The sequence below is a fragment of the Bifidobacterium asteroides genome, from assembly GCF_009683175.1.
GTDB classification, from domain to species: domain Bacteria; phylum Actinomycetota; class Actinomycetes; order Actinomycetales; family Bifidobacteriaceae; genus Bombiscardovia; species Bombiscardovia asteroides_H.
The window spans coordinates 110,512-130,318 of sequence record NZ_WKKW01000004.1; the positions used below are offsets into that span (position 1 = coordinate 110,512).

Annotated in this window: 18 protein-coding genes and 1 tRNA gene; 4 read left to right on the forward strand and 15 right to left on the reverse strand. The window is 63.1% G+C overall.

Features of this window, described 5'->3' with window-relative positions; genetic code table 11:
* Window positions 1-58 precede the first annotated feature (58 nt).
* Entirely contained in the window at window positions 59-1,402 is a 1,344-nt protein-coding gene (gene hemW, locus GKC41_RS06690; RefSeq protein WP_324612081.1) for a radical SAM family heme chaperone HemW, read from the reverse strand.
* 4 nt (window positions 1,403-1,406) lie between these two features.
* Window positions 1,407-3,284: a translation elongation factor 4 gene (lepA, locus tag GKC41_RS06695; protein WP_324612082.1), complete on the reverse strand. Its 1,878-nt coding sequence runs from the start codon at window positions 3,282-3,284 to the stop codon at window positions 1,407-1,409.
* A 145-nt stretch (window positions 3,285-3,429) separates the two neighbouring features.
* On the opposite strand from lepA, the gene rpsT reads away from it, so the two are divergent.
* Complete coding sequence (gene rpsT / locus GKC41_RS06700) at window positions 3,430-3,690, forward strand: 30S ribosomal protein S20 (RefSeq protein ID WP_015021872.1); 261 nt, start codon at window positions 3,430-3,432, stop codon at window positions 3,688-3,690.
* Between the two features lie 40 nt (window positions 3,691-3,730).
* On the opposite strand, the gene GKC41_RS06705 is transcribed toward rpsT, so the two are convergent.
* From GKC41_RS06705 to GKC41_RS06715, 3 genes are all read right to left on the reverse strand, one after another.
* Window positions 3,731-4,513: a trimeric intracellular cation channel family protein gene (locus tag GKC41_RS06705; protein WP_015021873.1), complete on the reverse strand. Its 783-nt coding sequence runs from the start codon at window positions 4,511-4,513 to the stop codon at window positions 3,731-3,733.
* 182 nt (window positions 4,514-4,695) lie between these two features.
* Window positions 4,696-5,823: a branched-chain amino acid aminotransferase gene (locus GKC41_RS06710; protein ID WP_154313525.1), complete on the reverse strand. Its 1,128-nt coding sequence runs from the start codon at window positions 5,821-5,823 to the stop codon at window positions 4,696-4,698.
* A 187-nt stretch (window positions 5,824-6,010) separates the two neighbouring features.
* Window positions 6,011-6,634, reverse strand: coding sequence for a 50S ribosomal protein L25/general stress protein Ctc (locus tag GKC41_RS06715; RefSeq protein ID WP_029678769.1), 624 nt, complete (start codon window positions 6,632-6,634; stop codon window positions 6,011-6,013).
* Between the two features lie 235 nt (window positions 6,635-6,869).
* Here GKC41_RS06715 and GKC41_RS06720 point away from each other — a divergent pair, with 235 nt between their 5' ends.
* Complete coding sequence (locus GKC41_RS06720) at window positions 6,870-8,891, forward strand: AMP-dependent synthetase/ligase (protein ID WP_418904395.1); 2,022 nt, start codon at window positions 6,870-6,872, stop codon at window positions 8,889-8,891.
* Window positions 8,892-8,897: 6 nt separating this feature from the next.
* On the opposite strand, the gene era is transcribed toward GKC41_RS06720, so the two are convergent.
* The 6 genes from era to GKC41_RS06750 form a co-directional block, all read right to left on the reverse strand.
* Window positions 8,898-9,851, reverse strand: a complete 954-nt coding sequence (gene era / locus GKC41_RS06725) for a GTPase Era (protein ID WP_154313526.1) — start codon at window positions 9,849-9,851, stop codon at window positions 8,898-8,900.
* Window positions 9,848-11,257 carry a hemolysin family protein gene (locus GKC41_RS06730; RefSeq protein ID WP_154313527.1) on the reverse strand — a complete coding sequence of 470 codons (1,410 nt, stop codon included), beginning with the start codon at window positions 11,255-11,257 and terminating at the stop codon, window positions 9,848-9,850. Before GKC41_RS06730 ends, era begins: the two co-directional genes overlap by 4 nt.
* Window positions 11,250-11,804: an rRNA maturation RNase YbeY gene (ybeY, locus tag GKC41_RS06735; RefSeq protein ID WP_154313528.1), complete on the reverse strand. Its 555-nt coding sequence runs from the start codon at window positions 11,802-11,804 to the stop codon at window positions 11,250-11,252. The genes GKC41_RS06730 and ybeY overlap by 8 nt, the downstream gene beginning before the upstream one ends.
* Entirely contained in the window at window positions 11,801-12,976 is a 1,176-nt protein-coding gene (locus GKC41_RS06740) for a PhoH family protein (RefSeq protein WP_324612083.1), read from the reverse strand. The genes ybeY and GKC41_RS06740 overlap by 4 nt, the downstream gene beginning before the upstream one ends.
* Before the next feature lie 40 nt (window positions 12,977-13,016).
* Window positions 13,017-13,364 (reverse strand): histidine triad nucleotide-binding protein, encoded by a 348-nt coding sequence (locus tag GKC41_RS06745; RefSeq protein WP_154313529.1) that lies wholly within the window; start codon window positions 13,362-13,364, stop codon window positions 13,017-13,019.
* Window positions 13,365-13,452: 88 nt separating this feature from the next.
* Window positions 13,453-14,253 (reverse strand): 16S rRNA (uracil(1498)-N(3))-methyltransferase, encoded by an 801-nt coding sequence (locus GKC41_RS06750; RefSeq protein ID WP_154313530.1) that lies wholly within the window; start codon window positions 14,251-14,253, stop codon window positions 13,453-13,455.
* A gap of 119 nt (window positions 14,254-14,372) precedes the next feature.
* Here GKC41_RS06750 and GKC41_RS06755 point away from each other — a divergent pair.
* Both GKC41_RS06755 and GKC41_RS06760 read left to right on the forward strand, forming a co-directional pair.
* Window positions 14,373-14,461: transfer RNA gene (locus GKC41_RS06755), tRNA-Leu, on the forward strand.
* 211 nt (window positions 14,462-14,672) lie between these two features.
* Complete coding sequence (locus GKC41_RS06760; RefSeq protein WP_154313531.1) at window positions 14,673-15,575, forward strand: TrmH family RNA methyltransferase; 903 nt, start codon at window positions 14,673-14,675, stop codon at window positions 15,573-15,575.
* 153 nt (window positions 15,576-15,728) lie between these two features.
* Here the strand turns inward: GKC41_RS06760 and GKC41_RS06765 are convergent, their stop codons facing one another.
* The 4 genes from GKC41_RS06765 to GKC41_RS06780 form a co-directional block, all read right to left on the reverse strand.
* Window positions 15,729-17,045 carry a uracil-xanthine permease family protein gene (locus GKC41_RS06765; RefSeq protein WP_154313532.1) on the reverse strand — a complete coding sequence of 439 codons (1,317 nt, stop codon included), beginning with the start codon at window positions 17,043-17,045 and terminating at the stop codon, window positions 15,729-15,731.
* A 101-nt stretch (window positions 17,046-17,146) separates the two neighbouring features.
* The gene (locus GKC41_RS06770) at window positions 17,147-17,869 is read right to left on the reverse strand and encodes a metal-sulfur cluster assembly factor (RefSeq protein WP_154313533.1); all 723 of its coding nucleotides are present in this window, start codon (window positions 17,867-17,869) and stop codon (window positions 17,147-17,149) included.
* Complete coding sequence (sufU, locus tag GKC41_RS06775; RefSeq protein ID WP_154313534.1) at window positions 17,866-18,453, reverse strand: Fe-S cluster assembly sulfur transfer protein SufU; 588 nt, start codon at window positions 18,451-18,453, stop codon at window positions 17,866-17,868. Before sufU ends, GKC41_RS06770 begins: the two co-directional genes overlap by 4 nt.
* A 60-nt stretch (window positions 18,454-18,513) precedes the next feature.
* On the reverse strand, window positions 18,514-19,788 hold the full coding sequence (locus tag GKC41_RS06780) for a cysteine desulfurase (protein WP_154313535.1): 1,275 nt from the start codon (window positions 19,786-19,788) through the stop codon (window positions 18,514-18,516).
* Window positions 19,789-19,807 lie beyond the last annotated feature (19 nt).

Below are 19,807 nucleotides of genomic sequence, written 5' to 3' on the forward strand. Positions count from 1 at the left end.
TGGTGACTCAACAGGATAATGCATCCACAGGTGACATCCGTGTAACGTTCCGCGGTGTCTAACGAATTCCTACCGCCTCCAGGACCTGATCGATGACCAGATCGTTGAGCAGGCGGCCCCGACGGGTCACCTGGATTCTGTCACGCACGGGCAGCAGGAGGCCCTGGTCGACCAGATCCTCAAGGATCTTCGGGTCGGCCGCACGGCCCGCCTGTCTGGTCAGCCGGTCCAGCCCCAGGCCTTCGGGCAGTCGCAGGGCCAGCATGACCGTCTCCTCCAGGTCCTGCCTGAAGCCCAGAAGCTCGGCATCCTGCCAGGGCACATGTCCGGCGTCCATGGCGGCGGCCCAGTCCCTGGGGTGGGCGATGTCCCAGGAGCGAATGGCCCGGGCGCGCCACTCCCCCGGACCGGGCTCCGGCGAAAGCCACCAGTGTGCCCCGGAATCGGCCTCCTGCGCTGCCGCTGTTCCTGTGGCCCTGAACCCGGGCGAGACGGAGCGAACGGGCTCCTGCTCCCGGGCCTCTTCCACCGGTGCCATGCCCGTATCCTGGCCTTCCACAACACGATAGTGGGAGTGGGCGCCGGGCCCGATGCCGGCCCAGTCCACGTTGTGCCAGTAGCCCAGGTTGTGACGGCTCTCCTGGCCGGGGCGGGCCCAGTTGGATATCTCGTACCAGTTGAGGCCTGCCTGGGAGAGCATGTCGTCGGCCATCTCGTACTTGGCCGCCTCGTCATCGTCATCGGGGGCGGGCAGCTGGCCCCGGCGCACGGCTCGGCCCATCTTGGTGGTCGGTTCCAGGGTCAGGGCATAGGCGGAGACATGGTCCACGCCCAGGTCCAGGGCCGCCTGCAGGCTGGTCCGCCAATCCTCGAGCCGCTCCCCCGGCGTTCCGTAGATCAGGTCCACACTGGCCCTGAGCCCCAAATCCTGGGCGGCGGCCACATCAGTGGTCACATTGGCCGGAGTGTGGGTGCGGTCCAGGGTGGCCAGGACGCTGGGCACCGCCGACTGCATGCCGAAGGACACCCGATTGATGCCGCCCTTGAGCAGCTGCTCCAGGTAGACCCGATTCACGGTGTCGGGGTTGGCCTCGGTGGTGATTTCGGCCCCCGGGGACAGACCCCAGAGGTCGGCCACGGCCTCGACCATGCGCACAAGATCCTGGGCAGGCAGAATGGTCGGCGTGCCACCACCGAAGAAGATGGTGGACACGGGCGGCTCTATCAGACCTCGGGAAGTCTGCCAGTCGCGGACCATGCGCATCTCCTGGATGGCCAGGTCGGCGTAATGCTCCCGGCTGGCGCCCCCGCCCAGGTCGCGGGCCGTGTAGGTGTTGAAGTCGCAGTAGCCGCAACGGCGCATGCAGAAAGGCACATGGATGTAGACCTGGTAGGATCCCACCCGTTCAGCCCTCCTTCTTGGCGGCGGCCCGGATCTTGTCCTTGGTGTCCCGATCCTGGGTCTGGCCAGTGCTCAGGGCGGCAATGAAGGCCTCCTGGGGCACTTCGACATGGCCCAGCATCTTCATGCGCTTCTTGCCGGCCTTCTGCTTCTCCAGCAGCTTGCGCTTGCGGGTGATGTCGCCCCCGTAGCACTTGGCCAGCACGTCCTTGCGCAGGGCGCTGATGGTCTCCCGGGCGATGATCCGCGACCCTATGGCGGCCTGGATGGGGATCTCGAACTGCTGGCGCGGAATCAGCTTGCGCAGCTTCTTGGTCATCATCACCCCGTAGGCGTAGGCCTTGTCCTTGTGGACGATGGCAGAGAAGGCGTCGATCTTCTCCCCCTGGATGAGGATGTCCACCTTGACCAGGTCTGCGGACTGGGTGCCGTCGGGCTGGTAGTCCAGGCTGGCGTAGCCCTTGGTCCGGCTCTTCAGCTGGTCGAAGAAGTCGAAGACGATCTCGGCCAGGGGCATCCGGTAGTGCATCTCGACGCGCTCGGGACTCAGATACTCCATGGTCCCCATCTGCCCGCGATGGTCCTGGCAGAGCTCCATGACCGGCCCGATGAACTCCTTGGGGGTGATGATGTCGGCGCTGACCACAGGCTCCAGAATCTGACGAACCTTGCCGTCGGGGAACTCGCTGGGGTTGGTCACCGTGTGCTCGCTGCCGTCCTCCATGGTCACCTGGTAGGTGACGTTGGGGGCCGTGGCGATCAGGTCCATGCCGAACTCCCTGCTCAGGCGCTCGGTGACGATCTCCATGTGCAGCAGCCCCAGGAAGCCACAGCGGAAGCCGAAGCCCAGGGCCACGGAGGTCTCCGGCTCGTAGACCAGGGCGGCATCGTTGAGCTTGAGCTTGTCCAGGGCGTCGCGCAGCTCGGGGAACTGGGCGTTGTCGATGGGGAAAAGCCCGGAATAGACCATGGGCTGGGGGTCCTGATAGCCGGGCAGGGGCTCCTTGGCCGGGTTGGCCTCGGTGGTGACGGTGTCGCCCACCTTGGACTGGCTGACATCCTTGACGCCGGTGATCACATAGCCGACCTCCCCGGCGCCCAGGGCCTTGGTGGGGGTCATGTCGGGGCTGATCACGCCCAGCTCGATTGGGTCGTGCACGGTCGCCCGGCCCATCATGCGGATCTTCTGGCGCTCCTTGAGCTCGCCGTCCACCATTCTGATGTAGGTGACGATTCCCCGGTAGGAGTCGTAGACCGAGTCGAAAATCAGGGCGCGGGCCGGAGCCTTGGGGTCCCCCTTGGGGGCCGGCACCTGGTCCACGATGCGGTCCACCAGCTCGCGGATCCCCTGGCCGGTCTTGCCTGACACACGGAGCACCTCGTCCGTGGAGCAGCCTATCAGGTTAGCGATCTCCTCGGCATGCTTGTCCGGCTCGGCCGAGGGCAGGTCGATCTTGTTGAGGACAGGGATGATGGTCAGGTCATCCTCCAGGGCCATATACAGGTTGGAGAGGGTCTGAGCCTCGATGCCCTGGGTGGCGTCCACCAGCAGAACCGCGCCCTCACAAGCCTCCAGGGCCCGGGATACCTCGTAGGTGAAGTCCACATGGCCGGGGGTGTCAATCATACCCAGGGTGTATTCGACGCCGTCCTTGACCCAGGGCAGGCGAACGGCCTGGGACTTGATGGTGATGCCGCGCTCCTGCTCGATGTCCATCCTGTCCAGGAACCGGTCGTGCATCTCGCGCTTGGGCACGATCCCGCTCAGCTGCAGGATCCGGTCGGCCACTGTGGATTTGCCGTGATCGATGTGGGCGATGATGCAGAAGTTGCGGATCAGCGATTGGTCAGTGAATCCTGGTTGGTTCTTGGCTTCCTGCACCGGTCTGCTCTCCTCACGTATGTCTGGTCTAACGATTCTAGACGATGCCCTGGGCCGAAGCGCCCGCCTCTGGCGGATTCTTCTCCCGGTCGGGTGCTACTATGGTGGGTTGTCTGTACAGATACATTCATCGTTTGGAGCAACATTGGCAAACATCAAGTCGCAGAAGAAGCGGGTCATCACCAACGAAAAGGCGCACCTGCGCAACAAGGAGGTCAAGAGCGCAATCAAGACCTCCGTGCGTTCCGTGCGCAAGGCCGTGGATGCCGGTGACAAGGAGGCCGCTCAGGCTGCCTACCAGGTGGCCGCCCGCCGTCTGGACAAGGCCGCCGGCAAGGGTGTGATTCACCGCAACCAGGCCGCCAACCGCAAGTCCGGTCTGGCCAACGCCGTCAACGCCCTCTGAACCGGGTGCCCTATGGGGGCCGGTGATCCAAGCGCTTGGATCACCGGCCCTTTTTGGTATCCGGGTCCTCGTCGGTGTGCTTGATGGTGACGCTGATGTTCGACCGGCCACGCATCAGGTGACGGATGGCCCTGGCCAGCTGGGCATCACTGAGTGGGAGTCGGGCCGAGTGCCGGTCCACTGCCCCAGGCACCAGGATGTCGAATTTTACCGAGATGATGCGCAGGACGACCACCAGGGCCACGATGGCCAGGTCCAGGATCATGTCGACCCGGGCCGGATAGAGTCCATGCTGCTGAGCGCGCGTGGAGGCCAGGGTCAGCAGGCAACCAATCAGGGAAGGCAGCGCGTACCAGTGCTGGTCCTGGATGACCGCAGGCACCTGGTTGAGCAGGATGTCTCGCAGCAGACCGCCGACCAGGGCTGTTGCCATCCCCATGAAGATGGCCGTCATGCCGCCGGTTCCACACATTAGGGCCTTGGCGGTCCCGTTGACGGCGAAGGATCCCAGGGCCATGGCATCGGTGACCAGCATGGACCAGGTCATACGGCTGATTTCGGGATGTGCGACAGCCACCACCAGGCCGGATGCCAGGGTGACGATGACCGAGCCCTTGTCGGTGATGCCACTGGGCGGCACCTGACCCAGAAGGACGTCACGGACCACCCCACCGCCCAGGGCGCTGATCCAGGAAACCAAGAGGATGGCGATGATGTCGTAGCCCTTGCGCACGGCAGCCAGACCGCCCGAAAGCCCGCAGCTCAAGATGCCCAGGTACTCGATGACCATGAAGATCAGGTTCCCCTCCAAGGCCGTCTTCATCCCGCGCTTCTCCTCCCGGAACAGGTTCTCACTCAGGTCTGTCTATAGATTAGCCAAGCACACAGCAGAACAGGCCGGTGATGTGCGCAAGGCCACAAAGATGACAAAAGGCGGCCCAGGGCGAAGTCTCGCCCCGAAGCCGCCTTCCTTTCAAGATCTGTCAGGCAGGAATGAGTCAGCGCTCAGCAGACCTTCCACATCCAGTCGTGCGGATCCTCAATCTCTCCCAGCTGGATGCCCAGGAGCTCGTTGCGCAGGTCCATGGTGACCTTGCCTGAACCACCGTCGGCCACCTGAACGTCGAAGTTCTCGGACTTGAAGCGCCCGATGGGGGTGATGATGGCGGCGGTCCCGCAAGCGAACACCTCGGTGACCTCACCGGAGCGGATGTCGTCCAGAAGGGTGTCCAGACGGATCATGGTCTCCACCACGTCACGACCGTGATCCTGGGCCAGGGCGATCAGGGAGTTGCGAGTGACGCCGGGCAGAATGGTACCGGTCAGGCTGGGGGTCTCCAGGTGTCCGTCCTTGTGGACGGTGAACATGTTCATGCCGCCCAGCTCCTCCAGGTAGGTCTTGGTGGCGGCATCGACGAAGCAGACCTGCTCGCAGCCGTGCTCGGCACCGCGGTTCTCCCCCAGCAGGGAGGCCGCATAGTTGCCGCCGCACTTGGCAAAGCCGGTGCCGCCGGGGCCGGTGCGGAACCACTTGTCCTCCACCCAGATGCTGACCGGCTTGACGCCGCCGGCAAAGTAGGGCCCCGAGGGCGAGGCGATGACGCAGTAGTCCACTGCATGCGGGGCGCGCACGCCCAGGAAGGGTTCGGAGGCGAACATATAGGGACGCATATAGAGCGTGTACTCGCGCCGCCTGGGAACCCATGCCGCGTCACGGCGGACCAGGGCCGCGACCGATCCCAGGAAGTCATCGGGCTCGAGCGGGGGCAGGGCCAGACGCTTGGCTGAGTTGTAGAAGCGCTGGGCATTGGCATCGGGCCGGAAGAGCCAGATGGAGCCGTCGTCGTGGTAGTAGGCCTTGAGTCCCTCGAAGGCCTCCTGGGCGTAGTGAAGCACCGAAGCCCCTGGATCCAGGTTAATCGGTCCGTAGGGCTCAACCCTGCGGTCCGTCCAGCCGCCTTCCGAAGTCCATCCCATATGGGTCATGTTGTCTGAGAAGAGCTGGCCGAAGGCAGGCTTGTCAATCAGCCGGGCACGCTCCTCGTCAGAGGCGGGATGATCGTTGGGAATGACCTTGAAAGCGTCCGCCAACTCATTGAGTGCCTTCGGGTCGTGATGTGATTGCTCTGCCATTATCTACCACTTCTTCTTGCTACTGTATTTGGTTGCTCGGGTGCGATGCTTATGGCGATGCCCGGTACCCGAACTATCGCATAGGCAGGCCTTGACCTGTCCGGCGCATTTCGCATTGTGACCGTCTTAGACAAAAAGGCCGCAGGATCGTGATGATCCCACGGCCTTGCAAATCGAACCTTCGGGTTCACTCGCTCTGGGCGTCGGCCTCCGGAGCAGCTTCCGTATCAGCCTGTTCGGTCTCCTCGGTGGGGGTCTCCAGGCTTTCCTCCTTGGGGATCTCAACGGAGACGATGGATTCCTCCATATCGTCGATGACCAGCTCGGAGCCCTCGGGCAGCTTGATGTCCTTGGCCAGGATCTTGTCGCCTTCAGCTAGGCCCTCAACGCTGATGTCGATGCGCTCGGGCAGGTTGGACACATCGGCGCGGACCTGCAGGTTCTGGGTGTCGATCAGGGCCACGGCAGCGCCCTTGGTCTCGCCGCTGACAAAGACGGGCACTTCCACGGTGACCTTCTCGCCGGCGCGGACCTCATAGAAGTCGATGTGCTCCACCTGGCGCTTGACCGGGTTGCGCTGCACGTCCTTGACCACGGCCGTCTTGGTCTGTCCACCGAAGCTGATGGAGAAGAGGGCGTTGGCGCGGCGCAGGGCCAGAGTGGTCTCGCGCATGGGCAGCTTGATGTAGTCGGGCTGGGCGCCGCCGGCATAGATGGTGGCTGGAATCTGCTGGGCCACGCGCATACGGCGTGCCGCCCCCTTGCCGAATTGGTCGCGGACTTCGCCCTCGAGCTTAATTGTGTTAGCCATGTTGGCTTCCTTCCTTGAGTGGTTCCTCAAGACCGACCTGGGCCGGTCCTGGCGCATCGCCGCGTCGGATTCCGGACCGCCCATAAGGAAAGGCCGCCGATGATCCAGCCGAGTCGATAACGGAGGCCGAAAAGTCTCCCTCGCCAAAGCAACGTGCCTACTTTAGCACCGGGCCCGCCCTTCTCCAAGTAGGCGGGTATTCTGGACATATCCCGCGATTATTGAAGGAGACAACGTGTCGTTACTAGCATCGGTCAAATCTTTTGTGGCACACCAGGTGGGTCATGGGGAGGGACCGACTGGCGAGGAGAATGCGGATTTGTCGCAGGCTACCCCCCGGGCCGCCGAGGATTCGCTGGCCCTGCCCAATACGCATTTCTGGTCGGCTGACTACGCCACCACCACGCGCATGGATCCGGCCTCGGGACTGCTTTCGGCCACCACCGCCGGCATGGGTCCGGTGCCTGACGACATGACCGTCTATGACATCTACGCCGACCGGGCCCGCCGCACCCCCGACCAGCCGGTGCTGCACTTTGTGGAGAACGGCAGCTGGACCTACCGGACCGGCCGGGAGATCCTGCACGACATCAGGACCACCGCCAAGGGCTTCCTGCACTACGGGCTGAAGAAGGGCGATGCCGTGGCCTTCATGTGCAGGACCAGCTACGAGTGGGACATCGTGGACGCCGCCGTCCTGTCAATCGGCGGGGTCATCGCCACCATCTACGACACCGATTCCGCCGAGCAGATCCGATTTATCGTCAACAACTCCGACGCCAGGCTGCTGGTGGTGCAGACCGCCGAGATGCGGGCCAAGGCCGAGGGGGCCGACAAGGAGTGCCCCACCCTGGAGCGGATCGCCTGCCTGGAGTCCGGGGCCCTGCAGGAGTTGCAGGCCTATGGGGAGTCGGTCAGCGACGCCGAACTCGACGAGCGGATCAACTCCATCCACAAGACCGACCTCTGCTCCATCGTCTACACCTCCGGTTCCACAGCAGCGCCCAAGGGCGTGGAGATGACCCATGAGCATTATTGCCAGCTGGCCAGGAACCTGAACGCCTTCATCCCCAATCTGACCCACGACCCGGATGGATCCATCCTGCTCTTCCTGCCCCAGGCACACACCTTCGCCCGGGCCATCAGCTATGGGGTCGTCTACGGGACCATGCACGTGTACATCTCCTCCGGACTGGCCACCCTGCTGTCCGACCTGCAGGAGTCCAAGCCCACGGTCATCATCGGCGTGCCCAGGGTCTTTGAGAAGGTCTACAACGCCGCCTCCCAGAAGGCCGGGCACGGCATCAAGGGCAGAATCTTCAACAGAGCGGCCCGAGCGGCACGCACCTATATGGAAGACATCTCCCGCAAGGGCTGGCCGACCAAGCGCAGCGCCCTGCGGCGTGCCCTCTACGACCCGCTGGTCTACTCTTCCCTACGCCAGGTCCTGGGCGGACGGGCCAAGTGGATCGTCTCCGGCGGCGCTCCCCTGGACCCGGAGCTGCTGGGGTTCTTCCGGGGCGCCAATGTTCCGGTCTATGAGGGCTACGGCCTGACCGAGACCACCGCGCCCTGCGCCTTCAACCCCCTGGGCACCCCCTACCACAGGGGCTCGGTGGGCATCCCCTTCCCGGGATTCACCATCCGCATCGCCTCGGACGGCGAGGTACAGATCAAGGGCGTCTGCGTATTCCACCGCTACCACAAGAACGAGGAGGCCACTCGAGCATCCTTCACCGATGACGGCTGGTACGCCACCGGTGACCTTGGGCGGCTCTCCCGTGACGGGTTCCTCTTCCTGACCGGGCGCAAGAAGGACCTGATCATCACGGCAGGAGGCAAGAACGTCTCCCCCAGGCCCATCGAGGAGGTCATCGAGCGTTCCGAGATCGTCTCCCAGGCCCTGGTTCTGGGCGACAAGCGGCCCTTCATCTCGGCCCTGGTCACCTTGAACGAAACAGCCCTACGGCCCTGGCTGGCCTCCAAGGGGCTGGATCGGAACATGTCCCTGCAGGAGGCTGCGCAGAACGCCGTGGTCCGGGCCGAGGTCCAGGAGTATGTGGACCGGGCCAATGAGGGCGTCTCCCGGGCCGAATCGGTACGCAAGTTCATCATCCTGCCCGAGGAGTTCACCCAGGACAACGGGCTGATGACACCATCCATGAAGGTGATCCGGCCCAAGGTCATCGAGCGCTACGCCGACCTGCTGAACACCCGGATGTACACGGCCAAGCGCACCCCGGCACCCCGCCGCTGAGCACGATCAGAACCCCAGGCGCTCCAGCTGCTTGGGGTCGGTCTGCCAGTTGCGGGCCACCTTGACGTGCAGGTCCAACCGGACCTTACGGCCCATGGTCCGGTTGACGGCGGTACGTAGCTTCTTCTTCACCCGGACCAGGTGCTCTGCTCCCCGCCCGATGACGATGGGCTTCTGCGAATCGCGCTCTACGTAGATACCTATATGGACAGTATCGCGCCCGCCCTCCGGATCCGGCTCGATGGACTCCACACGGACGGCCAGGGAGTGCGGCAGCTCGTCGTCGAGCTCCTCCAGGTAGGCTCCGCGGACCAGCTCGGCGATCATGTCCTCGGGACGCTCCTCGGTCAGCTGGTCATCCGGGTAGAGCTGAGGGCCCTCGGGCATGGCATCAATCAAAACCTGTGCCACCTCGTCCACGTTGTCAGCCTCCAGGGCGCTGACCGGAACAATCTGGGAGAAGTCGGCAAAGGTGCCGATCTCCAACAGCTTGTCCACCAGCTGACCCTTGCTCAGCTGGTCAATCTTGGTCACTACGGCGATCAGCGGCTTTCGCCAGATCCACTTGCCGTCCTTGTCCTTGCGGGCGAAGTCGGACCGCAGCCGACTGAGAATGCGACGGTCGCCAGGGCCGATGGCCTGGTCGGCAGGCAGCAGAAATGCAATGGCGTCCACGTCCGACAGGGAGGCCTCCACGACGTCGTTGAGACGCTGACCCAACAGGGTGCGCGGACGGTGGATGCCCGGGGTGTCCACCAGAACCACCTGGGCCTCTGGCCGGGTCATGATTCCCCGGATGGCCTTGCGGGTGGTCTCCGGCCTTGAGGAAGCTATGGCGATGGGTCTGCCCACCAGGGCGTTCATGAGCGTGGACTTACCCACATTGGGTCGGCCCACTACTGCCACGAATCCCGATCGGTGGACCGGTGCCTTGGCCTCGCTCTGTTCTTCCTTGGTCATGAGTTCTCCTGACTGTCCTGCTCGGGTTGGTCCCCGTCGGTCTGTTGGTCTTCCTCCGCACCGTCCTCAAGGGCGATGCTGGATCCGTTGGCTGGCTCGACCACGATGGTGGCGATCTTCTTGCGGCGACCCACGGCTTCGCCCGCAGTCAACCTGATTCCCCGGGTCACTGCCGATGAGCCTGAGACCGGCACGGAGCCCAGCAGCTTGGTCAGCAGTCCATAGACCGTGTCCACGTCGTCCTCGTCGATAGTGATCTCATAGAGTTCCTCCAAGTCGGCGATGGGCGTGCGGACCGGCAGCTGCCAGGTGTGCGGGCCGATCTGCTTGGGCTCGTCATGCTGGACCCGGTCGTGCTCGTCCTCCAGCTCGCCCACGATCTGCTCGATGGCGTCCTCAATGGTGACCAGGCCGGCGATGCCCCCATACTCGTCCACAACCACGGCCAGGTGGTGGCGGGAGCGCTGCATGTAGTGGAAGAGGTCGTCCACCGGCTTGGATTCAGGCACCAGAACAGGCCGACGGATGATGGAGGCGACCGATCTGTCGCCCTTGTGGCTGAAGGCCAGGGCCCGGACTACGTCCTTCAAGTAGACGATGCCGACCAGGTCATCCACGTCGTCCCCAATGGCAGGTATGCGGGAGAACCCTGACCGGGAGAAGAGCTTCAGGGCTGAGTCCAGGCTGGCATCCTTGGAGATGCAGATCATGTCGGTGCGAGGGACCATGATCTCGCGGGTCAGCGTGGTCGACAGGGTCAACACGTTCTTCAGCATCTCCGAGATTTCAGGATCGAAGGCGCCGGCCTCCACCAACTGGTCGACCATGGCACGGCCCTGCTCGATCTGGATCTTCTCCAGTTCCTCGTCGTCGGAAAGGTCGCCGCGATGGTTTTTGCGGGCACTGGCTTCAGCCTGCCGCCGACGCTTGAAGGGAGTCAGAAGAACGGCCAGCCCGACCAGGCGGACGTGCTTAAGCAATGCTTCCATGGGCTGACGGGAACGCCCACGAGGACCCAGGGTGACGGAGACGGCGGCCACCAGGATGGCCATGACCACTCCGCACAGCAACTGCTCCCAGAGGGACAGGCCGCCAAGAGCAGCCATGCAGGCCACCAGGACGCCGACCAGGATGTCACAGATGATGCGGAAAAAGGCACAGGCGCTGCCTGTCACCTGCCGTTGGGAAATCAGACTCTGTGCCCGATGAATGCGGTCAATCCGCTTCATTCTGGAGAACTGGCTGAGCTCCTGGTCGGTCTGCAGTCCCAAAATCAAATTATTGAGACTGGACCTGGTCACCCGATTTAGCGCCCCCTGGGCCTCTGCCAACGCCAGGGAGAGCACGACCAGGGCGATGACGGCCACAGCCATGACCACCAGGGCAGCGATGATCCGCTCACTCATGGGATTTGCCTCTCCGGTGGGCATCACGACCGTACCGCTCGTAGATTTCCAGAGCATTGGTGGCCCCGGCAGGCAACGCGGCATCCGTAATCGGCCCCTGGCGAAGGGCCAGGAAGGTCAGCAAGAGTTGGCGTTGCAGGCCGAACATCTGCGCCTCCTGTTCACTGCTGGCATGGTCGTATCCCAGCAGATGCAGGGTGCCGTGGATAGCCAGCAGCAGCATCTCCTCCATGGTGGAATGACCTGCTGCCAGAGCCTGCTGGGCCGCCACCCAGGGGCAGATGACAATGTCGCCCAGGATGCCCTCCTGCCGATGGTTCTCGTCTCCGGGGCGCAGCTCGTCCATAGGGAAGCTCATGACATCGGTTGGCCCGGCCAGGTTCATCCAGCGCTCGTGCAACACCGCCATGGGCTCGGGATCGTTGAAGATGATGGTCATGTCGGACTGGGTGCTCACCCGCATCTGGTCCAGTACCCAAACCCCCAGGTCGGAGAAGGTCTTGGCGTCGATCAGCCACTGGGTCTCGTTGGTCACCTCTACGCTCATGCCTGCTCCCGTCCATGGCTGCGGGCTTGATCTGCGCGGTCGTAGGCCCGGACAATCTGCCCGACCAGCCGATTGCGCACTACGTCGGCCGCCTGCAGGTGTACGAAGGCAATATCGTCGATGCCATGCAACACCCCTTCAATGGTTGCCAGACCGGATGCGGGCCCGCCCAGATCGACCTGGGTGACGTCGCCGGTGATGACCATCTTGGTGTTGAAGCCCAGACGGGTCAGAAACATCTTCATCTGCCTGCGGGTGGTGTTCTGCGCCTCGTCCAGAATGACAAAGGCATCGTTCAGTGTCCGTCCTCGCATGTAGGCCAGCGGAGCCACCTCAATGGTCTCGTCGGCCAGAAGCCGGTGGAGCCTTGAGGTGCCCAGCATGTCGGCCAGGGCATCGTAGAGGGGCCTCAGGTAGGGGTCGACCTTCTCATTGAGGGTGCCGGGCAGGAAGCCCAGACTCTCCCCCGCCTCCACGGCAGGCCTGGTCAGAATGATTCGCCCGATGCGCCCGGCCCGGAATTCCTGAACGGCCTTGGCCACCGCCAGATAGGTCTTGCCGGTGCCGGCCGGACCGATGCCAAAGGTGATGGTATGCGTTTCAATGGCTGCCACGTAGGCGGACTGGCCAGCGGTCTTGGGCCTGATCGGACCCTTGGAGGCCTGGGTCAGGGGGCGGCGACGAACTGTAGCAGGGGCTGCCTGGCGGGGTTGGACGCCGCCTTCCAGCGTGTTGCTCGCCTCCGACTCGGCAATGGCTGTCTCATGATAATTGGGGTCTACAGAAGTATGGTCTGTCGTATTACGGTCCTGAGTATCGCGGTCTTGCATTTTGCGGTCTGTAATTTTCTGCCCTTCTGGACGGGAGTAGTCAACCGCAGTTGCGGGGGCAGTCCCCAAGCGACGGTGATCCAGTATTCGCCCCACCTGATCGGCATCCAGGGGAACCTGATCGGCGGTCTGCATGAGTTCAGACAGCAGGTCCCGGATCTGGGCCGCCTGAACGTCGCCCTGCCGGTCCTGGGCCCGCAGCACGATCCGGTTGCCTCGAACTAGGATGGACACTGCCGGGAAGGCGCGCCCGATCCTGTCGATGACTGCATCCTCCGGCCCCAACACCTGAACCGGGTCGATCCCCTCCGGAATCTCCAGGGTTCGCGTAGTTACCGCCACGGATTCCCTTCCTGCACGACGACGATGGTGAACATGGGCCTCACTCGGGCAGCACCTGTCCGGTCAGGACGTGGGCGTGGACATGGAAGACCGACTGGCCGGCATCCTCCCCTGTGTTGAAAATCAGCCGGTAGGCTCCATGGAAGTCCTGGTCGGCAATCTGTTGTGCCACCTGGACGATGTAGGCCAGGGTGTCAGGATCGGCCTTGGCCAATTCGGCCACCGACGCATAGTGGTGACGAGGGACGATCAGGACATGGACGGCGGCCTTGGGGTTGGCATCCTTGAAAGCGTAGACGGTCTCATCCTCATAGACCTTTTCGCTTGGAACCTCCCCCGCCACGATTCTGCAGAAAATACAGTCCTCCTGTCGATCGTCATCGCTCATGACCACTCCTTACTGTTTGCCGGCATTGCTGTTTTGGCGTTTTTGCTGTTTTCCATCTTATTGTCGAGGTTGTATATTGCGCGCGACTTCATGCGCTGGGCTCAGGGGCTTCGGACTGCCAACGACCCAACATGTCCGCCAGCAGGGTCAGGGCCACAGGTCCGGCCAGGGCGGCCCGGAGGATGTTGCCGCCCAACCGAACTGCCAGGGCTCCCTCCCTCATCATGGTCTGAACCTCCTGATCGGCAATCCCGCCTTCCGGGCCCACAACCACGGCAACAGGCGAGCTCGCTGGAAGCTTGTCTACGCGCTTGCGGACAGCATCCCATCCAAGGTCGGCGTCCTGGTGCAGTACCAGCACCAGACCTCCCTGGTCGGTCGCCTTCCGACACCAGGAGGCAAGACCCCGGCTGTCCACCTTGTCCAACAGTCGAGGACGGTAGGCCCTCCTGCTCTGCTCAGTGGCTGCGTCCAATGTGGCCTGCCAGTGCCGATCGTTGCGGCCGGGCCTCCATTTGGCTATGGATCGGTCGGCCTGCCAGGGCATGACCTGATCCACTCCGATCTGGGTGGCCATGTCGATGGCCTGCTCGTCCCTGCCGCCCTTGGCCAGGGCCTGAACAAGTATCAGTTCCTTCTCGGGAGGCGCCTGGCGGCCTACATCGGTGACCTCCACCAGGCCGGTCGAAGCATCCCTGACCAGGGCGCTGATGCGCAGTCCGTCTCCGTCTGATAGATCCAGCTGGTCCCCGTTCTGCAGCCTCATGGAGCTCAGGGCATGGCGACGGATGCGCTCGGGCAGGGTCAGGCGCCAGCCGGTATGGAGCTCATCGCTGGCCAGCGGGGAGTCATCGTGGTCGGGATCCAGCAGGAAGAGGGGTGCAGTCATGGTGTTAGGCTACAGCCCGCCGCGGAAAAAGACCCTCCCGTGACGACACGCTCCCTCAATCGCCCAGTGCGCAATATCGTCTGAGATGCTATTATTGTCTCCGTTGCGATTACGCACCTGTCCGGGTGGCGGAATGGTAGACGCGCTAGCTTGAGGTGCTAGTGCCTATATATATACAGGCGTACGGGTTCAACTCCCGTTCCGGACACTCGATTCCACGTCGTTGGGGCTATTGCGATTCGTATCTTTCCTGCTTTCTACATTTATTGAAATGTGCTATCGCATGGAAGATTTGTAAATCCATGCGTGGCTTGAATCGTTGCTTTGATTAATACAGCTGATCGGTACGGCTCTTTCTGACCTATTATTCGAGCTCTCCATCGAAAATGTCTCATGCTCGGTTTTCGGTTGCGCCGCCTATGCTGTTACCAGTACCAGAGGGAGGAACGGCAGACGTGTTCAAGGTGAGAATCGACTCCATCGAGGATGACAGAATCGAAGCCTACACCAGGCTGACCGAGCCTCAGCTGCGCAACCGTCTGGAACCCGCCAAGGGCCTGTTTATCGCCGAGTCCCCCAAGGTCATCGCCCGCGCCCTGGATGCCGGGGTTGAGCCTATCTCCTTCCTGGTGGAAGAGCCCTGGCTGGAGGGGATGCATTCCATGTTCGACCAGGTGGACGCAGCCTTTGGACCCGACATTCCCGTCTACGTCGCCAGCCCAGCACAGCTCAAAGCCATCACCGGCTACCGGCTACATCGGGGCGCACTAGCCGCCATGAGGCGCTGGCCTCTGCCCACTGTGGAGCAGGTTTGCCGCTCGGCAAGGCGGGTGGCCGTCATGGAGAACATTGTTGATCACACCAACATCGGCGCACTAATGCGTTCAGCGGCAGCCCTGCAGGTGGATGCGGTACTGGTAACCCCTTCCTGCTCTGACCCTCTCTACCGCCGGGCTGCAAGGGTCTCCATGGGCACTGTCTTTCAGGTTCCCTGGACCAGGATTGGTGGCGACGATGTCCACACCTGGCCCGACCAGGGCATGCGCCAACTACACGATTTGGGCTTCACCACGGCGGCCATGGCCCTGAATCGGGATGCCATCAGCCTGGATGAACTGGCGGAGCGGCTAGGGCCTGGGCCAGACCAGATCGATCGCCTGGCCCTAATATTCGGTACCGAAGGTGATGGGCTGAGCCACAGGACCATTGCCCGAGCGGACCTGACCGTGCGCATCCCCATGAGCCACGACGTGGACAGCCTCAACGTAGCTGCCTCAAGTGCCGTGGCCTTCTACGCGACCAGACCCGAGCGTGCTAGCTGACTAAGCCAGCGCCTGAGCCCTCTGATATGTAGCAAATTCCTACTGCTCTCCGCCGCCTCGCTTCATCGCAGGGCACCTAATATTGGGGAACCATTGACATCAGGTATCCTCCACTATCAGACAACCGCGAAATGTCGAATGCCCTCGACGGAATCAGTTCTGCTGAGAGACGGCTGGCGAATCCTCATGAATGTAGTCGTCAGGGTCGATGGTTCCCCGCCAGCGGCCGATGGCCTTGAGACCGTGGTACATGACCAGCGTGGCCACCGATCCGATGGCGATGCCGTTGAAGCTGACCCCAGCCACCGCGAAAGTGAAGTCCGCGATGCCCACGATCATGACGACGGCGCCCACGGTCATGTTGACGGACTTGCCGAAGTCCACCTTGTTCTCCACCCAGATACGGATGCCCAGCATGCCGATCATGCCGTAGAGCATGGTGGTGACCCCGCCCAGAACGCCGGTGGGGATGGTGTTGATGATGGCTCCGAACTTGGGGCAGAGGGAGAGCAGGAAGGCGAAAATGGCGGCGCACCAGTAGGCGGCCGTGGAGTAGACCTTGGTGGCGGCCATGACGCCGATGTTCTCCGCGTAAGTGGTGGTTCCCGAGCCTCCGCCCAGTCCGGCCAGTGTGGTGCCTAGTCCGTCGGCCATCAGGGCGGTGCCGATCTGATCGTCATAATCGCGGCCGGTCATGAGCGCTACCGACTTTACGTGACCAATGTTCTCGGCCACAAGGACCAGCACCACGGGGATGAACATGGCCAGGACGGATGGGTCTGCTTGGGGGGTGTGGAAGTGAGGCAGGCCGAACCAGGCGGCCTTCTCCACAGCCGCGAAGTCGACCTGCCCTTGGGTGACCGCGAAAATGTAGCCGACGATGACACCCAGAAGGATGTTGAGACGGCCGATCAGGCCCTTGAAGAGGACGGCTATCAGCATGACGGCCACCAGGGTGACCAGGGCGGTCAATGGTGCGGATTTGAAGTTCTTCCAGGCAGAAGGGGCCAGATTGAAGCCGATGATGGCCACGATGGCACCGTTGACCACCGGGGGCATGATCATATCGATCCATCGCGAGCCGGCGAAGTGGACGATCAGGCCGATCAGGAAGAGCAGGGCGCCGGTGACCATGATCCCAAAGGAGGCCACAGCCAGACCCTTGTGGGCGGTGGTCACTGCCAGGACGGGAGCGATGAAGCCGAAGGAACTGCCCAGGTAGGAGGGCAGACGGTTGCGGTTGATCAGCAGGAAGAGGGCCGTGGACATGGCCGTGAAGAAGAGCGTGGTAGAAGGGTCGAATCCGGTCAGAATGGGAACCAGGAAGGTGGAGCCGAACATGGCGATGACATGCTGGGCACCGATGCCCGCCGTACGTGGCCATGTGAGTCGCTCATCGGGTTCCACCACTTCGCCCGGAGCCAATGTTTTCCCGTCGCCGTGCAGTTTCCAGCCCATGGACAATGCCATTTCACTGTGCTTTCTCTCGTGCGCCGTGCCGGTCACGGCGGACCGGAATCATCAGTATATTCACATGGGAGGACCCGAGACCATCTACCGGGCGGATGGTCTCACTGATAGGTGGGCATGTTCTCGAAGTTGAAGCCGATGGCGGCCAATTGTTCACGACCCTCAGGAGTGATCATGTCCAGGGTCCAACGCGGCGACCAGGTCCAGTCGATGCGGAACTCCTCGACCAGGCCCGCCAGGACGCTGGCGCATTGGTCCTCAATCAGGTCGGTCAGCGGGCAGGCCGGCGTGGTCAGGGTCATGGTGATGATGGCCCGTCCCAGTTCGTCGATTTCGATGCCATAGACCAATCCCAGATCGACCACGTCAATGCCCAGCTCGGGATCGATGACCTGGTGCAGGGCCTCCCTGACATCCTCGGCTGTGGCCCGGCCTATGTCGTCGACGGCCTTGAGAGGGATGGCCTCCTCAGCGGCTGCCTCGGCATCAGCGGCATTCTGGTCTGCAGTCTTCTCACCATTGGCGGCCGACGCACTGGCCGAAGTTTGGGCACTCGAGCCTTGGTCCGCTGACGGGCCTTCAGGGGAGCCTTCAGAGTTAGCTGTGTTGGCACGCTGATCGTCGGACTTGGCCGAATCGGACTTCTTGTCCGCCTGGCCGTCAACCTGACGCATGGAGCCGCCTTCGGCCGACTTCAGAACCGTCTCGGCACCCAGGGGATTGCTGGCCAGGGCCTGTGCCGTGCCGGGATCGCTGATGGCCCTGCCCACCGAGGCCAGGATGGAGTCCTGGGGTTCGGGCACCAGATTCGTATTACCGCTCATACCTGCTCCTCCTTCTCACCTTTGTCGCCTTCTCGTCCGGCTGACAGGGCTTGGGCCACCGAGGCCTTCATGCCCTCCCAGCCCAGCAGGGCGCATTTGATTCGCATGGGATACTTGGACACGCCCTGGAAGACCATGGCATCGCCAAGAGCGTCCTGCGTCTTCTCGTCCTCAAGTCCGGCTCCGCGCGACTCCATGAGCTTGCGGAAGTCGGCAGCCAGGTCCATGGCATGATCGACGGTCTGCCCCTGGACCAGATCCACCATAATGGACAGGCTGGCCTGGCTGATTGAGCAACCCGAACCCTGCCAGACGATCCGCTGGATGAGGTCGGGACCGCCCTGCTCGCCGGGCGCCACCTCCACATGGATGGTGGCCTGATCCCCGCAGGTGGGATTGAACTGATGGGACTCGGCAGCCAGGCAGGCCTCATGCTCCACCCTGATGGTCACGCCGTCGCCATCCGGGTCCCCCCCGGCATCAGCCTGATCCCCTACACGCCCGTGAGGATCCCGGGCTGCGTCCAGGATCACCTCCTGGTACATCTGCTCCAGTTCCTCGTCATCCATCCCGAAATCCGCCATGTCCTTAAACCTACCAGTATGTCTTTGCCAAAACCGTCGATGCGCTGCCGGTGAAGACCCTCAGGCCACCCGGAAGAACTTGCGGACCCCGGAGACGGCATCCAGCAGGGCATCCGTGTCGGCCACGGTATTGTACACGCCGGTCGAGGCCCGGTTGGAGGCCATCAGGCCGAAGTGCCGATGGACCGGTTGGGCGCAGTGGTGTCCCACGCGGATGGCAATGCCGCGCGAATCCACATACTGGCCCACGTCATGGGGATGGACCCCCTGCACGTCGAAGGCAACCGTGCCGATCCGATCCTTCGGAGTGGTCGGCCCCAGGATGCGTACCCCGTCCAACTCCCCCAGCCTCAACAGACCGGCGGTGATGGCCTTCTCGTGTTCGGCCACGTTCTCCATGCCCAGATTCATCAGCCAATCGGCGGCTACGCCAGCACCGATCATCTGGGCCACCGGCTGGGTGCCGGCCTCGAACCGGGCCGGAGGATCCATGTAGCTGGCTGGACGGTCCAGATAGGCCAGCTCCACCATGGATCCGCCGAATGATGCCGGGGGCAGGGCCTCAAGCAGCTCTCGGCGGCCATAGAGGAAGCCCACACCGGTGGGGCCATACATCTTGTGCGCACTCCAGGCGGCAAAGTCCACATCCATGGCGTGCAGATCGATAGGCAGGTGAGGCACCGACTGGCACACATCCAGCACCACCAGGGCGCCCACCTGGTGGGCAAGGCGGACGATGGGCTTGATGTCGGTGATGGCGCCGGTCACATTGCTGACGTGGGTGACGGCGACCACCTTGGTCCGCTCGGTGATGATCTGGTCGGCGGTATCGGCCAGAACACGGCCTTCAGGGTCCAGATCAAAGTACTTGAGGACCGCCCCGGTCCGGTAGCAGAGCTCCTGGAAGGGCAGGAGGACCGAGTGATGCTCGGCCTTGCTGACCACGACTTCATCGCCAGGCTTCAAGGCGAATCGACGTGCTGCCTTGCCTCCACGGCCCAGGCTGGCGTTGCCGAAGGAGGTGGCCAACAGGTTCAGAGCGGCTGTGGCCCCGGCGGTGACGACAATCTCCTCTGCGCCCTCCTGGCCTTCTGCGCCGACCAGGGCGGCCACGCGGGAGCGGGCATGCTCGAAGGCCATGGTGCTGCGGGCGGCCAATTCGTGCGCGCCCCGATGCACCCCGGCATTGTCCTTCAGATAGAAGTCCCGAACGGCATCGATGACCGCCAGGGGCTTCTGGGCAGTGGCAGCCGAATCCAGATAGACCAGGGGGTGGCCATGCACCTGCTGGTCCAGAATCGGAAACTGCTGCCGGATGCTGTCATCGATGACCATTGCGGACCCCTTCTCTTAT

Excerpts from the sequence above, each read along its gene's own strand:
- GKC41_RS06780 (WP_154313535.1), bottom strand. The coding sequence starts at position 19,788 with ATGGTCATCGATGACAGCATCCGGCAGCAGTTTCCGATTCTGGACCAG.
- GKC41_RS06745 (WP_154313529.1), bottom strand. The coding sequence starts at position 13,364 with ATGAGCGATGACGATCGACAGGAGGACTGTATTTTCTGCAGAATCGTG.
- sufU (WP_154313534.1), bottom strand. The coding sequence starts at position 18,453 with ATGGCGGATTTCGGGATGGATGACGAGGAACTGGAGCAGATGTACCAG.
- GKC41_RS06750 (WP_154313530.1), bottom strand. The coding sequence starts at position 14,253 with ATGACTGCACCCCTCTTCCTGCTGGATCCCGACCACGATGACTCCCCG.
- GKC41_RS06705 (WP_015021873.1), bottom strand. The coding sequence starts at position 4,513 with ATGAAGACGGCCTTGGAGGGGAACCTGATCTTCATGGTCATCGAGTAC.
- GKC41_RS06730 (WP_154313527.1), bottom strand. The coding sequence starts at position 11,257 with ATGAGTGAGCGGATCATCGCTGCCCTGGTGGTCATGGCTGTGGCCGTC.
- ybeY (WP_154313528.1), bottom strand. The coding sequence starts at position 11,804 with ATGAGCGTAGAGGTGACCAACGAGACCCAGTGGCTGATCGACGCCAAG.
- GKC41_RS06765 (WP_154313532.1), bottom strand. The coding sequence starts at position 17,045 with ATGGCATTGTCCATGGGCTGGAAACTGCACGGCGACGGGAAAACATTG.
- GKC41_RS06770 (WP_154313533.1), bottom strand. The coding sequence starts at position 17,869 with ATGAGCGGTAATACGAATCTGGTGCCCGAACCCCAGGACTCCATCCTG.
- GKC41_RS06760 (WP_154313531.1), top strand. The coding sequence starts at position 14,673 with ATGCTGTTACCAGTACCAGAGGGAGGAACGGCAGACGTGTTCAAGGTG.
- era (WP_154313526.1), bottom strand. The coding sequence starts at position 9,851 with ATGACCAAGGAAGAACAGAGCGAGGCCAAGGCACCGGTCCACCGATCG.
- GKC41_RS06715 (WP_029678769.1), bottom strand. The coding sequence starts at position 6,634 with ATGGCTAACACAATTAAGCTCGAGGGCGAAGTCCGCGACCAATTCGGC.
- GKC41_RS06710 (WP_154313525.1), bottom strand. The coding sequence starts at position 5,823 with ATGGCAGAGCAATCACATCACGACCCGAAGGCACTCAATGAGTTGGCG.